The 13,813-nt window shown below is 66.8% G+C and carries 10 protein-coding genes; 7 read left to right on the top strand and 3 right to left on the bottom strand.

Annotated elements, in window-relative coordinates:
- The 3 genes from MJ797_RS13230 to MJ797_RS13220 form a co-directional block, all read left to right on the top strand.
- Positions 1-2,372 (top strand): MMPL family transporter (locus MJ797_RS13230; protein ID WP_239334639.1); only part of this gene is annotated, 2,372 nt, incomplete at its 5' end.
- A gap of 315 nt (positions 2,373-2,687) precedes the next feature.
- Positions 2,688-3,749, top strand: a complete 1,062-nt coding sequence (locus MJ797_RS13225; RefSeq protein WP_239334638.1) for a hypothetical protein — start codon at positions 2,688-2,690, stop codon at positions 3,747-3,749.
- 441 nt (positions 3,750-4,190) lie between these two features.
- Entirely contained in the window at positions 4,191-5,501 is a 1,311-nt protein-coding gene (locus MJ797_RS13220; protein WP_239334637.1) for an HNH endonuclease signature motif containing protein, read from the top strand.
- A 270-nt stretch (positions 5,502-5,771) separates the two neighbouring features.
- Here MJ797_RS13220 and MJ797_RS13215 read toward each other — a convergent pair whose 3' ends face one another.
- Positions 5,772-6,716, bottom strand: coding sequence for a quinone oxidoreductase (locus MJ797_RS13215; RefSeq protein WP_239334636.1), 945 nt, complete (start codon positions 6,714-6,716; stop codon positions 5,772-5,774).
- 318 nt (positions 6,717-7,034) lie between these two features.
- Between MJ797_RS13215 and MJ797_RS13210 the strand changes: the two genes are divergently transcribed.
- Positions 7,035-8,258 carry a cellulase family glycosylhydrolase gene (locus MJ797_RS13210; RefSeq protein ID WP_239334635.1) on the top strand — a complete coding sequence of 408 codons (1,224 nt, stop codon included), beginning with the start codon at positions 7,035-7,037 and terminating at the stop codon, positions 8,256-8,258.
- 329 nt (positions 8,259-8,587) lie between these two features.
- Here MJ797_RS13210 and MJ797_RS13205 read toward each other — a convergent pair whose 3' ends face one another.
- Together MJ797_RS13205 and MJ797_RS13200 are read right to left on the bottom strand one after the other, a co-directional pair.
- Positions 8,588-8,959, bottom strand: a complete 372-nt coding sequence (locus MJ797_RS13205) for a VOC family protein (RefSeq protein ID WP_239334634.1) — start codon at positions 8,957-8,959, stop codon at positions 8,588-8,590.
- A gap of 186 nt (positions 8,960-9,145) precedes the next feature.
- A complete protein-coding gene (locus tag MJ797_RS13200) occupies positions 9,146-9,934 on the bottom strand; it encodes a DUF2127 domain-containing protein (protein ID WP_239334633.1) in 789 nt (262 codons plus the stop codon).
- 152 nt (positions 9,935-10,086) lie between these two features.
- Between MJ797_RS13200 and MJ797_RS13195 the strand changes: the two genes are divergently transcribed.
- The 3 genes from MJ797_RS13195 (at position 10,087) to MJ797_RS13185 (ending at position 13,774) form a co-directional block, all read left to right on the top strand.
- Positions 10,087-11,025 carry an ABC transporter ATP-binding protein gene (locus MJ797_RS13195; protein ID WP_239334632.1) on the top strand — a complete coding sequence of 313 codons (939 nt, stop codon included), beginning with the start codon at positions 10,087-10,089 and terminating at the stop codon, positions 11,023-11,025.
- Positions 11,022-11,864: an ABC transporter permease subunit gene (locus tag MJ797_RS13190; RefSeq protein ID WP_239334631.1), complete on the top strand. Its 843-nt coding sequence runs from the start codon at positions 11,022-11,024 to the stop codon at positions 11,862-11,864. The genes MJ797_RS13195 and MJ797_RS13190 overlap by 4 nt, the downstream gene beginning before the upstream one ends.
- A gap of 290 nt (positions 11,865-12,154) precedes the next feature.
- Positions 12,155-13,774, top strand: a complete 1,620-nt coding sequence (locus MJ797_RS13185) for a fibronectin type III domain-containing protein (protein WP_239334630.1) — start codon at positions 12,155-12,157, stop codon at positions 13,772-13,774.
- Positions 13,775-13,813: the final 39 nt, after the last annotated feature.

Below are 13,813 nucleotides of genomic sequence, written 5' to 3'. Positions count from 1 at the left end.
GCGCAGCGATGGATGGGGAGCGATTCGGCGAGGTGCGTGCCCCAGCCCCGCGACGCCGCGCCCCTATTGCCGGTCGCTCTAAACAGCGCCCAGGGGAGCACCGCAAGCCGGACATTTGTTTTCTTGTCGTGCCAGGCGCATCGATCGTGACATGCGGCGCCAGGCGACTGGACGGGGGAATTGTGGGGGACGGCCGGTCTGGGCGTGTTGAAAGAATGATCGGTGGGCTTGCCGCTTTCGTCGCACGCCGCCGGCTGCCGTTCGCCGGGGCCTGGCTCGTGCTCTTCCTTGTCGCCGTCCCGTTCGCCGCGATGCAGACCGGTCGCCTTTCCGGTAGCGGCTGGGACGTGCCCGGCAGTTCGGCGGCGCTGGCAAGAGAAAAACTGGAGGAACTTCCCGGTCGAGCGGGTGAATCGCTTGCCGTATTTGTCCAGGGCGCGAGCGGCGCTGCTGTCGACGCCAGGCTGGCGGCGGTCGGCGTTGAGCTCAGCCGCTATCCCGGACTGCTTTCCGGCGGTCCCGTCCAGCGTTTTGACGATGGACGTGCCGCGCTTGTCCCCATGCGTGCCGTCGACCAGAAAAGAATCTTTGACTTCGCGGCGGGCCTGCGCCGGGCGCTGGTTTCCGATCGTGCGGGTGTGTCGACGCGCGTGGTTGGCGAGGCCGCCATGTGGTCGAACTTCCAGGAGATCTCCAAAAAACAGGCGGTAAGGGCGGAGACGGTGAGTTTCCCGCTCGTTTTGCTCATCCTTTTTGCCGCGTTCGGCACGCTGGTGGCCGCCTTGACCCCGATAGCGCTGGGCTTGGTCGCCGTTGCCGTGACCGGTGCCGTGATCTACCTTCTCGCCGGTGCGTTCGAGATCTCGGTCTACGTGACCAACATCGCGTCGATGCTGGGGATCGGGGTCGCTGTCGACTACTCCCTGTTCGTGGTTGCCAGCTACCGTGGCCGGCTCCGGGAGGGCGTCGAACGCGGCGAGGCACTGCGCGGCGCGTTCGCGAGCGCGGGCACGGCGGTCGTGTACTCCGGTGCGACCGTTATCGTCTCGCTGCTCAGCCTTTTGCTCGTCAACGTGAACGCGATCCGTTCCATGGCGGCTGGGGCGATCATTGTTGTCGCTGCCGCGCTTCTTGCCACGACCACGCTGCTGCCCGCGCTGCTCGCCCTGGCTGGGCCCTGGATCGAACGGCCGCGGATCCGGATACCGCCACGGCGGGTCGGCAGGAGCCCGGTGCGGCGGCCAGGGGCACACCGGCCAGCGGCGCATCGGATGGCGGATGGCGCCGGTCGCTTCTGGGTCGGCTGGACCAACATGATCATGCGTCGGCCCGTCCTCTTCCTCAGCGCCGGAGCCGCGGTCCTGCTCATCGCGGCAAGCCCGTTGCTGGGTATCCACACCCGTAACGGAGCGCTCGAGCAGCTTCCTCCTGGCGCGGAGGTCCGGCTGGCCACGGAGCGGCTCGCGGAGCTGGCTGGCCCGGGTGCGCTGGGAACGATGGAACTCGTTGTTTCAAGCGAGGCCGCGGCTGACCGGATCGCCGCCGACGTCCGCACACTGGACGGGGTCACCGCAGTGACGCCGCCGATGGCTTTCGCCGGGAACTATCTCGTCGAAGTGGTCCCCGCCGCCGATCCCGAGTCCGACCAGGCCCGTGCGCTGCTCGGCACGGTGCGGGCCATCAGTGGCCGGGACGCGGATATCGCTGGTACGACCTCGTTCGAAGCCGCCATGGACCGGGCAATCTTCGGGGACCTCTGGAAAATTATTGTCTTTATTCTGGTTTTCTCCTATCTCATCTTGATCGTTTTGCTCCGAAGTGTGCTGCTGCCGCTCAAGGCGGTCATGATGAATGTTCTCTCGGTTGGCGCGGCCTACGGCGTCCTTGTTGCGATCTTCCAGTGGGGCTGGCTGGGCTGGACCGGTTTTTCCGCACCCGGCTACATCGACTCGATCGTGCCCGTCCTGCTTCTTGCCATTGTTTTCGGCCTGTCGATGGACTATGAGGTGTTTCTTCTCACCCGCATCCGTGAACGGTATCTCGCGGGAGCGGACAATGCCAGCGCCGTTGGCCACGGGTTGGCCGCCAGCGCCCGGACGATCACTGTTGCCGCGCTTATCATGGTCACTGTTTTCGGTTCGTTCGCCTTTGCCGGGGGCACCGCGCCCAGGGAGCTCGGTGTCGGCCTTGCCACTGCTATCCTGGTCGACGCGACCATTGTCCGTCTCATCGTGGTCCCCGCGATGATGAAACTGCTCGGCGACTGGAACTGGTGGTTTCCGGTACGAAAGAAGCCGGCTGCCGTGTCCGTACCGGCGGACCGGGCGCCTACGGAGCGGGCGGATGTCGACAGAGCTGTAGCCGGGCAGTAGCCTGACCAACAAAAAGATCACGCGGGCTCGTCGACCGAAGTTCGGCGTACGAGCGTCTGGAGTCTGCTGTCATCGCACGTGCGAAGTGCCCCCTCGATCTGGTGGACGGAAGCGTGGAGAATTCCCGTTCTCCCACAGCGGCATTTCCGCGTTCGCACCGGCCACCAGACAGGCATATACGACGGTGCATGCGGGCTGCGAGCGACCGGGAACAGGGGCGTGAAGCAACCGCAGCCGCACCCCGTGGATCGTGATCGTTGACGGCGGTGGCATACTGCTCCGGTCCCCATGGTGATCGTGTTAAGGATTGCGAGCGTGCTCGCCGGTGTGGTGGTCATCCTCGCCACGGTGCTTTCGGCGGTGCGCACGACTGTGCTGCCCCGAGGGGTTCCCTCCCGGCTGAGCCGGTTCGTTTTCGTGCTGGTGCGGTGGGCGTTTCAGGTTAGGGTGGGCCGTGCCCCCACGTACGACCTGCGTGACCGGGTGTACGCCAACTATGGCCCGTTCGCCCTGTTGTTCCTGCTGCAGTCCTGGTTGCTGCTGGTCTACGGGGGTTTTGTCCTCGCCCAGTGGGCTGCGGAGCCGGCCCGTGGCCTCGGTGACGCGCTCGTTATGTCCGGGTCCTCGTTGCTCACGCTGGGATTCGACGTGCCGCGAGGAGGGCTGTCGATCGCGCTCGCCTTCGTTGAAGCCTCGATCGGCCTCCTGCTGGTCACCTTGTTGATTTCGTATCTACCGGTGATCTACGCTGCTTTCAGCCGGCGAGAGGCTGCGGTCGCGAAGCTGGAGGTTCGGGCCGGTAGCCCTCCCACCTGCCTCGACCTGCTCACCCGGGCCTGGCGGCTTGAGCGGTTCGACCGGTTGACCACGACCTGGGGCGAGATGGAGACGTGGTTCGTCGACATCGAGGAGAGCCACACGTCATTCGCGGCCCTGGTGTTCTTCCGCTCGCCACAGCCCGAGCACTCCTGGATCACCGCCGCTGGCGCGGTACTTGACTCCGCGGCCCTGCTGGCCGCGGTGCTGGACGTATCCCGAGACGTCGAAGCGGAACTGTGCATCCGGTCCGGCTACCTGGCGCTGCGTCGCATCGCCGATTTCTTCCAGATTCCCTATCCGTCCGATCCGCGGCCGGGAGACCCGATCAGCATCTCCCGGGACGAGTGGGAGACGGTTGTCGACGGCCTCGCCTCCGCTGGCCTGCCCGTCCGGGCCGATCGGGAGCAGGCATGGCGGGACTGGGCCGGCTGGCGAGTGAACTACGACCGCCCGTTGATCGCTCTCGGCATGCTCGCGCAGGCGCCCTACGCTCCCTGGTCCACCGACCGTTCCCTCGCCGACTTCAGGTCACCGCCGATGTTTCTGCGCAAACCGTAGATCATGTTCGGTCTCCGGCAACCGCGCATCCACCGCGTGAAGAGGCGGGTGCCGAGCTTCGGGCGTGCCAAGCGGACAGCCGTGAGGTCCGAGGGAATCAGGTCGACAGTTACGCCTGCCGCTGGCTGGGGCGAGCGTCCTCTAACTCTCGGTTGAGCTGCTGATGCATCGGGGGCGACCCGATTCAGCGGGATAAAAGGATCATTTGGCGATCTCTGCCGGGCCTTCTTCAGGCCGTTGCATTTCGGTGAGCTTTGGCGTTCACGGGTCACGCCGCCGCCCCTTGTGGGGCTGCGGTTCCGTTCTGACCGGGCCGGAGCCGTGCTGAGTTCCTGCTTCACGGTCACCAGCCCGCCGGTGAACAGGTCGAATTCGTGGTCGCCGGGCGGGGTGGAAATATCCGATTAGATGGCTATTCTTAATATATGTCCGAATCGCGCGGTGGGTGCCCCGACCCCGACCTGGCCAACCCTGGCCAGGTCGGGGTCGGAGCCCGTCGTCACCGGGTTCGACGCTGCCGGTGTGGACGTCACCGGGCTCGACATCGCAGGCTTGGACGCGGGTGCCTGCCTCACCCTAATGATCACGATCACCCGCCGGCGAGCCGCCCTGGACGCCACGATGATCCACGCCCAGGCTCGGTTCGCCGACCTCCGCGCTGAAACCGACACCGACGGGCCGGGTCGGGCCGGCGAGTTCACCGCCTGCGAGATCGCCGCAGCCCTCGACCTGTCCCCGAGTACCGCGACCACCCAGCTCGACCTCGCGGTCACCGCGACCCGCCGGCTGCCCGCGACCCTCACAGCGCTCGCCGCCGGCACCCTCGACCTACGCCGGGTCCGCGCCGTCGTCGAGGCCACCGGCGTCCTGTCCGACGCCCACACCGCAGCCGTGGAAGAAAGGATTCTGACCCGGGGCGGGCGAGGCAGCCATGCCCTGTTCCGCCAGGCGCTGCGCCGGGCCGTGCTCGCCGTCGACCCCGCCGGCGCCGCGCACCGCCACGCCCAACGCCGCCGGGAACGCGCGGTACGGATCCAACCGGTCGAGGACGGGATGGCCGAGCTGTGGGCGTTGCTGCCCGCAGCGGATGCCCAGGCCGCTTACCAGCGGATCGACGCCCTGGCCCGCCACGCCGCCACCCCGGGTGATGCCCGCAGCGCGGATGAACGCCGCGCCGACGTCCTGACCGACCTTCTGTTGGGTCGGCTCCACGATGATCCCCCGGTCCGGGTCGAGGTCGGGGTGGTCATCCCGCTGCCGACGCTGCTCGGGCTGACCGACGCTCCCGGGGAACTCGTCGGGTATGGGCCGATCCCCGCCGGGTTGGCCCGTGAGCTTGCCGCCCAGGCCAGCTGGCGGCGGTTGTTGACCGACCCGGTCGACGGGAGTGTGGTGGAGGTCGGCCGGCGCCGGTTCCCCTCGCCTGGGCTTGCCCGGCATGTCCGCGCCCGGGATCGGACGTGCCGGTTCCCGGGCTGCGGGAAAGCCGCCCGAGCCTGCGATCTTGATCATGTGCGGGCGTACGGCGAGGGTGGGGCGACCGCCGCGGGGAACCTTGTGGCTGTGTGCCGGGGGCATCACCACCGGCTGAAACATCGGGGCGGCTGGACGGTCACAAGGACCGCCACCGGGGTGGTTGAGTGGACCAGCCCGCAACAGCGGGTCTACCGCACCGAACCGGAGCCGTATCCCGCACCGGACGCAGACCCCGCACCAGCGCCGAAGCCGGAATCCGGGCCGCCACCGTTCTGACACCAGACCGCAGGGCGCATCCGGACCGGTTCAGGGATGGTTTGCCAAGCAAGGTCGTGTCCGACGAATTCGGCCAGCAGGGATTTACCTCTTCTCCACCGGTGGGCCGTCGAGCGTCTCTGACAATGCCGACATTTGGCTGGCTGACGCGGCACCGCTGGCTGGTCCGTGACACGAGACCGTTCCGCAACGCTCCCGCGGCACGATTCACTGGGGATGATGTCCGTTTCGCGCGGTCGGACGCCCAGGAAGTCAGCAGGCCCAGGAAATCTAGCGCGGTAGCAGGAGCAGCTTGCCGGTCGTGCGTCTGGCGGCAAGGTCGTCATGTGCCCAGGCAGCGTCGTCGAGTGGATAGGTACCGCCGATACGGACCTCAAGCCGGCCCTGCCGGATCCAGGTGAACAGATCATTGGCGCGGCGCAGCAGCTCGGCACGGCTGGCGATGTGGTGGACAAGTGTCGGGCGGGTGACGAACAACGATCCGCCGCCGGCCAGGCGCTGCAGCTCGAGCGGCGGAACCGGCCCGCTGGCCGCGCCGTAGAGGACCAGGTAGCCGCGTGGTCGCAGCGCGGTCAGGCCTTCGTCGAAGGTTGCCCGGCCGACGCCGTCGGTGATCTCTCGTACCGCGGTGGCGAAGTCCTCGTAGTCGATGACGTGGTCGGCTCCGGCCCGCCGGGCGAGCTCGGCCTTGTCAGCCGTCGAGGTGGTGGCGATGGCCATCCCAGCGCGCATCTTGACCAGCTGGGTGAGCAGGAGGCCCACCCCGCCGGCCGCGGCGTGCACGACCACGGGGTCCCCGGCCGCGATCGGGTAGGTGCTGTTGGCCAGATAGTGGGCGGTCAGGCCCTGCAGCATCACGGCTGCCGCCACTCGCGGCCGCACCCCGTCCGGGATGGGGACGGCCCGGTCGGCGGGGATGGCGACCCGCTCGGCGTAACTGCCCGCCACGCCTGTCCATGCGACCTTGTCGCCCGTGGCGAAGCCGGTGACACCCGGACCGGCGGCCACCACGGTGCCCGCGCCTTCGGTGCCCGGTACGTAGGGCAGATCGACGGCGTAGGACGGGCTGCCCTGCCGCTGGTAGATGTCCATGAAGTTGACGCCGGCCGCCTCGACGTCGACGACGAGGCAGCCGGGAGCGGCCTGCGGTGCGGCCAGGTCGGTCACCGTGAGCACATCCGGTCCGCCGTGCTGTTTCACAACGACTGCGCGCATGACCGCATCCTCTTCTGAAGTCTCGCGCGGCACACCGGTAGGTCAGGCCACAGCGATGGCCACACCGATGGCCACACCGATGGCTGAGGCCAGCTGTCGACTGTTGTGAAAATGGATTCGCACGATTTGGCCAATTTATGCACAACTGTGTGGACCGATCGTTCTGTGGTTGACATTATTACCGAGGGTTGACGGAGGGGCCGCCTGGGTAGCCGCGCGCCGTCCGGGAGGAAGAGTCGCCCAACTGTTGCAGTATGTTGCGCAGAGCGCATGACTTGCTGCTTATCGTAATGGCCCCGACAATGATCGGAAGACGGCATGTCCAACACAGCGCACTACGGTCATTTCCGGCCGAGAGCGGCGTATCTGCCGGTGCTCCTGTTCGCACTGTTGTTCGCGGCCGTCGGCTGCCAGTCCCCGGCGACCCAGGTGGGCCAGCCGAGCGGCTCGCCGACCGCCACGTCCACGGCAGGGCAGGGCGCCGCGAACGGCGGTACTCAGCCGTCGGCATCATCGGCCGCCACGGGGACGGCGACCGCGGCCCCGAGTGCTGTCCCCGCTCCCACGGTCAGCACGACGCCTGCGGCGTCATCGTCGGCAGGCGGCTCGGCGGGGGCGGCCGGGGCACGTGGCCGGGTGCAGGTACGGAACAACACCGTGGTGACCGACCAGGGGACCCTGCTGCGGGCGGGCACGTTGTGGTACTTGAACTACTCGTCCGGTGCCTCACAGGTCCTGTGGGCGCGTGAGGCCGCCACCAGCGAAGCCTTCTGGACGACCCTGAAAGCGAACAACCTCAACGGCGTGCGTGTCGCCGTCGCCTACAACGAGGCGTCGGACTCGCCGACGATGGCCCAGATAACCTCTTATCTGGACAAGATCATCGAAAAGGCTGATGCCCACGGGATGTATGTCATGATTGACTATCATTCCGCGCTGGCCGCCGATGCTGATCAGCAGTACACGATCGCCCGGCTGCGGGATTTCTGGGGTGTGATCGCGCCACGCTACGCGAATCGGACGAACGTGCTCTACGAGTTGTACAACGAGCCGGTGACCTGGCGGCCCGCGGATTACACGGCACAGAACATCGCCGACCAGAAGGAGATCTACCGGCTGATACGGGCGAAGGCCCCGGAAACCCACATAATCATTCTGTCCTTCGCGGTGCCGGCCAACTACGGGGGCGATTCGGCGCCGACGATGCTCAGCATCGCCAGCCAGTTCGACGGGGTCGTTGACTGGTCGAAGACGTCGGTCGGCTTCCACGCCTACTGGGAGACCAGCTCGCAGCCGTGGGTCAGGCTGAAAGCCTCTTACCCGGTCATCTCCACCGAGTTCATGGGGCCGGCCGGAACTGTGGCCGAGGCTACGTCGTTCGACGGCTCCCGCTGGACGACCCAGGTGTTCGAGCGGCAGGGGATCTCGTGGGTCGGTTGGAACATCACCGACACCCAGAACGACATCAACACGATATTGCCCGACCTCCGGCGGGACGCCACGAGCAAGGGCTACTGGTGGCAGGCCGACCACGGGATATGAGATACCGGGCGGACACCGTTCCGCGGTGACCGCGCCCGGCTGGCGTCCATATATCCAGGTGGGCTCCGGCCGGGCCGTCGGCTGACCGTCGGGTTACGACTGGCAACAGGGGACGCGGTGTCGCGGGGCTGGGGCATGCCCTCGCCTCGCGACGCACGCACCCCAGCCCCGTTCCTTGATCCATGCACCCGTCCTCGGGTGCTCTTATTTTCCCGCCGTCCGACAATGTTTCCCGATCTTCTTTTTCTGGGGCATCGGGGACAGCCCCGGCTGGAGCCGGAGCGGGGCCCCGTGTCGAGCGGGGCCCCTGGCATGCGCCCGGGGAACTGTTACGACGCGGACCGCACGACACCGACCAAGTGGCCCTCGGGGTCGTTGAAAAGCCCTATCTCGACCCCTTCCATCACTTTTTCCGGCCCCATCATCCGTGACCCGCCGAGGCTCTCGGCCTTCACAAGCGCGGCTTCTACGTCGGGTACCTCGACGTAGAAGGTGACATGACCGGCATATCCCTCCGGTGCCGCCGCGATACCGCCGCCGATTCCGACACCTTCGGCGTTGACATTGCCGACGCGCTGTACGACCCCGTAGTTCATCGGGTTAGCTGATTCGATCTTCCATCCGAACAGGCCGGAGTAGTAGTTCTTCAACTTTTCGGAGTCATTACCAATAATTTCGAAATGAATGACCGGCTGTCCCATTTTCTTGCTCCCTCCGCGCCGAGCACGCCGACCCGGCATGGGTAAAATTTTCTCTTCCAGAATACTCCGGGCGCGACCGCATGCCTGGTGGACGCCGACGCGGAGAGAATATATTCGGGGAGGTTTACGGCAATGGGTGACGTCCTTCGAAACATCCCCAACCGCCATGCCCGCGGTCGTAACGCCCTATAGCCGGGCGCTCTTGCCGGACAGCTCATGGTCGGGTAGCTCCGCGGACTGCTCGACTTCCAGCAGGGATGTGCTCTGCCGCTCCGCCTCGAACGCCCGGCGTCCACCGCGCACCCCGAACAGGCGCTTGGCGGCGACGAGGTACACAACGGCGGCCACGTTGATGACCAGGGCGGCGACTCGCAGGACGGTGACCCGTTCGGTCAGCTCGTAGACCTCCAGCGGAAGGAAGACCGAGGTGGCGACGGCGGCGAAGTACTCTCCCCAGCGCCGCAGCAGCCAGAGCCCGACACCCTCGACGATCTGTATGGCCGCATAACCGAACAGCAGGGTGGCGACCAGCAGCAGAGTGCTCGGTTTGGTGTGGATGAGGTGCCGCAGGTGTGTGATCGTCGGGCTGTTGTCCAGGTCAAGGTGCAGGACCGAGGCGAGTGGTTTCGCGGCCGGGATCGCCTTGTCGAACAGCTCCTGGATGTCGGCCTCGGACTGGCGAAACCGCAGCACAGCGTAGCCGACCAGAGCCAGTAGCACCGCGCGGACGATGCGCTCCACCGCGAGCAGCCGCAGCACCGTCGCGTCCCGTAGCGCCCGGCCGCGCAGCAGCACCGGTGCGTCGCGCGCCGGCCCGGCCGCGACCGGATCAGCGACGACGAAGTCCCCGCAGCGCAGACAGCGCCAGGCCGGCCCAGCCGGGGTCTGTGCTACCAGCCGGTCGGCCAGAGCCGGCTCGTCCGGACGGTAGGTGACATGCCCTTTACGGGCACAGGTCCGCAGATTCCACTCCACGATCGCTGATCGTAGATGTCGGGGGCATGCCCGGCGATGGGTCTGGCCAGCCGGACCCACCGCCGGATTTCAGGCTGCCGCCGGTCGGCGGCAGCGACGACGACCGTAATGTCGGTGGCGTCGGCGACACCGGAAACTGTGGAGGGCACACTGTGATTGAGGTCGAGGGGCTGACGAAGCGTTATGGGGAAAAGACGGCGGTCGACGGCTTGAGCTTCGCCGTGGAGCCTGGCGTGGTGACGGGTTTTCTGGGGCCGAACGGTTCCGGTAAATCGACGACCATGCGGATGATTATCGGCCTGGATGAGCCCACCAGCGGCAAGGCCATGGTCAATGGCCGCTGCTACCGTGATTTTCCCGCTCCGCTGTGTGAGGTTGGGGCTTTGCTGGAGGCCCGGTCGGTTCATACCGGTCGTTCGGCCGCCAACCATCTGCTGGCGCTGGCGCAGACGCACGGGATCCCCCGGCGCCGGGTCGACGAGGTGATCGATCTGGTCGGTCTGCGCGAAGTCGCGCGCAAGCGGGTGGGTGGTTTTTCCCTCGGGATGGGACAGCGGCTGGGGATCGCCTCCGCGCTGCTGGGCGATCCCTCAATCATGATTTTGGATGAGCCGGTGAACGGTCTGGATCCAGAGGGCATCCGTTGGATCCGTAACCTGCTCAAGGGGCTTGCTGCGGAGGGCAAGACGGTTTTCGTCTCCTCGCACCTGATGAGCGAGATGGCGCTGACCGCCGAGCACCTCATCGTGATCGGCCGTGGGCGCCTGATCGCGGACACATCTGTCGCGGACTTCATCCACGGTGCGTCGGCCAACACCGTGAAGGTCCGGTCGCCGCAGGCATCCCAACTGCGTGAGCTGCTCGTGAGCGTGGACGTGACGGTAACCGCCAGCGCGCCCGACATCCTGGAGGTCACCGGCCTCACCAGCGAGCAGATCGGCCGGACGGCGGCGGAGAACGACATCGTGCTGTATGAGCTGACGCCCCAACAGGCGTCGCTGGAGGAGGCGTTCATGGATCTCACCCGGGACAGTGTCGAGTATCAGGCCGATGCTCCCACCGCAAAAGCCGCGACGGGAGCATCGTCATGACCGCTGTTACCGAGATCGACAGGGACGGCGGCAGCCCGCGGACGCGGAGCGAACCGGCGGTGGGGGTGACCCAGCTGCGGGTCATGCGTTCGGAGTGGACGAAGTTGTACTCGCTACGCTCGACCCGCTACTCGCTGCTGGCCGCGCTTGTGATCATAATCGGGCTCGGTATTCTTATCTCCTGGGGGCGCGCCAGTCATTGGAATGAGGATGATCCGCGTGACCGTCTTTTCTTTGACCCCACCCTGACAAGCCTCAGCGGGATCTTCCTCGCGCAGCTCGCGGTCGGAGTCCTTGGCGTCCTGATCGTCAGTGGTGAGTACTCCACTGGCATGATCCGTTCGACGATGGCCGCGGTCCCCAGGCGGCTGCCTGTGCTGTGGGCGAAGACTGCGGTCTTTGCCCTGGTCACGTTTGTGCTGATGACCGTCGCGTCGTTCGTGGCGTTCGCCGCTGGCCAGGCGATGCTGGCGTCCGAACACATCTCCACGACGCTGTCGCGGCCGGGCGTTCTCACCGCGGTGATCGGCGGCGGTCTGTACCTGACGGTCGTCGGTATGCTGGGGGTCGCCCTCGGCGCGCTGCTACGGAGCACCGCCGGTGGGATTGCGACGTTGTTCGGGCTGTTGCTGGTACTTCCGATCATCGTTTTGTTCCTGCCCGCGAGTTGGCGGGAGCACATCGAAAAGTATCTGCCGAGCAATGCCGGACAGGCGATTTTTCGAGTCCTGCATGAGCCCTCCGCACTGTCGTCGTGGACCGGGTTCGCACTGTTCTGCGGGTATGCGCTGGCCGCGCTTGCCGGTGCCGCCGTCCTGCTGCGCCGCCGGGATGCCTGAGCAGGGTCCGTCGGTTTGGCCCAGCCGGGTATCACGTCGTTTTCGGATTGCGGTAGCCCTGGTAAATTACGGCGGTCCTGGTGACCTGAGCTCCAGCGCCTGACGGGCGAGGGGAGCTGGTTCGACCGGCGCTCACGCGGATGGCCAATGCCCTTCACGCCGCATTGGCCCCGTGGACAGCTATGGCGATCAGGATGCGCACAGACACGGCCATGGGGACGTGCCGATGTGTCGATACGCCGATGTGTTGACGTATCGATGTGTCGATGTGCCAACGGGGAGGAATCCGTATGAACGAGGAACCTGCCATAGCTGGATCGCGGCCGGCGCTGGGGCGCCGTGCGCTGCTGCGTGCCGCCGGGGTGGTGGGTCTCACCGCCGCCGCGGTGCCGTTGCTGGAACGTCCGGGCGTCGCGGCCGAGCTGGTGCGTCAGCCCGCGGTCGCGGGAGCGCCGTCCCCCGAACAGCTGCATGTCCAGTTCGGCGCGGATGCGGCCAGTCAGATCACGGTGTCGTGGGCGACGCCGGAGAAGGTGAGCAGGCCCCGGCTGCGGCTGGGGCACAGGGGCGCCGGTTTCGGGACGAACGTTGACGCCGAGGAGCGTGTCTACGTCGAGGCGCTCACCGGGCAGACGGTCTGGACCTACCACGCCGAGCTCGACCGGCTGCCATCCGACACCGATTTCACCTACGAGGTCTACCACCGTGGCGGCTCGCCGCTGGCCGGCACCTTCCGAACCGCGCCACGCGGACGCAGGCGGTTCCGCTTCACCAGCTTCGGTGACCAGGCGATACCAGCGCCGGTGGGCCAGGGCCTCGGCCCGTGGTCGGTGAACGCCGGCTACATCGTGGACGCGGTCGAGACGCTCGACCCGCTGTTCCATCTCGTCAACGGCGACCTGTGCTACGCGAACGTCAGCGACGACCCGGTGGCGACCTGGCGCGGCTTCTTCAACAACAACATGCGGTCCGCGCGCAACCGGCCCTGGATGCCGTGCGCGGGCAACCACGAGAACGAGGCCGGCAACGGCCCGCAGGGCTATCTCGCCTATCAGACCCGGTTCGGCCTGCCGGGCAATGCTTCGGACGTGCCCGACTTCGCCGGCAACTGGTACGCCTTCACCGTCGGCTCGGTCCGGATCATCTCGCTCAACAACGACGACGTGTGCCTGCAGGACGGCGGTTTCAGCGGCTACCGCCGTGACCATGTCCCGACCTACACGAGCAGTGGCTTTGACCCCTACATCCACGGTTACAGCCACGGCGAGCAGCGGGCCTGGCTCGAACGGACGCTGGCGGCGGCGCGGCACGACCATGACATCGACTGGATCGTGGTGTTCATGCACCAGGTCGCGATGTCCTCCGCGCACTTCAACGGTGCGGATCTCGGCATTCGCCGGGAACTCCTGCCGTTGTTCGACCAGTACGGTGTCGACCTGGTGCTCGCTGGCCACGAGCACCACTTCGAACGCACCTTCCCTGTGCGTGGGACCCTGCCCGGCAGCTCACTGCTCACGCCCGCCCCGCAGGCCGACGACGCGAAGGTCATCGACACGACCCGTGGGACCGTACACATGATCATTGGTGGCGGTGGGCATTCCTTTGCCACGCCGGCCGCCGCGTTCGACGCGCCCCAGGACGGCGTCGTGATCTACGATGTCGCCGCAGGCGACCCGACGACGCAGCGCAGGGCGCTCACCACGACCGAACCCGCGCCGTGGTCGGCCTACCGTGATCTCGCCACTCCGTACGGTTTCGCCTCGTTCGACGTCGAGCCCGACGCGTCCGGCGGAAAAACGACCATCACCGTCAGGCACTACGGCGCCGCCGCGGGTTCGTCCAGCTACACTGAGCTCGACAGCTTCACCCTGGTACGCCCACGCACCCACCAGCACTGGGCGGGTCGGTAAAAAACAGGCAAGCGGATCCGCCGAGGACGGGGCGTTGCG

The organism is Protofrankia sp. CiP3 (assembly GCF_917627345.1).
Classification (GTDB): Bacteria; Actinomycetota; Actinomycetes; order Frankiales; family Frankiaceae; genus Protofrankia.
Note: the sequence above shows the minus strand (reverse complement) of the source record. Positions and strands in the feature narration are given on the sequence as shown.

Excerpts from the sequence above, each read along its gene's own strand:
- MJ797_RS13215 (WP_239334636.1), bottom strand. The coding sequence starts at position 6,716 with ATGCGCGCAGTCGTTGTGAAACAGCACGGCGGACCGGATGTGCTCACG.
- MJ797_RS13210 (WP_239334635.1), top strand. The coding sequence starts at position 7,035 with ATGTCCAACACAGCGCACTACGGTCATTTCCGGCCGAGAGCGGCGTAT.
- MJ797_RS13205 (WP_239334634.1), bottom strand. The coding sequence starts at position 8,959 with ATGGGACAGCCGGTCATTCATTTCGAAATTATTGGTAATGACTCCGAA.
- MJ797_RS13190 (WP_239334631.1), top strand. The coding sequence starts at position 11,022 with ATGACCGCTGTTACCGAGATCGACAGGGACGGCGGCAGCCCGCGGACG.
- MJ797_RS13185 (WP_239334630.1), top strand. The coding sequence starts at position 12,155 with ATGAACGAGGAACCTGCCATAGCTGGATCGCGGCCGGCGCTGGGGCGC.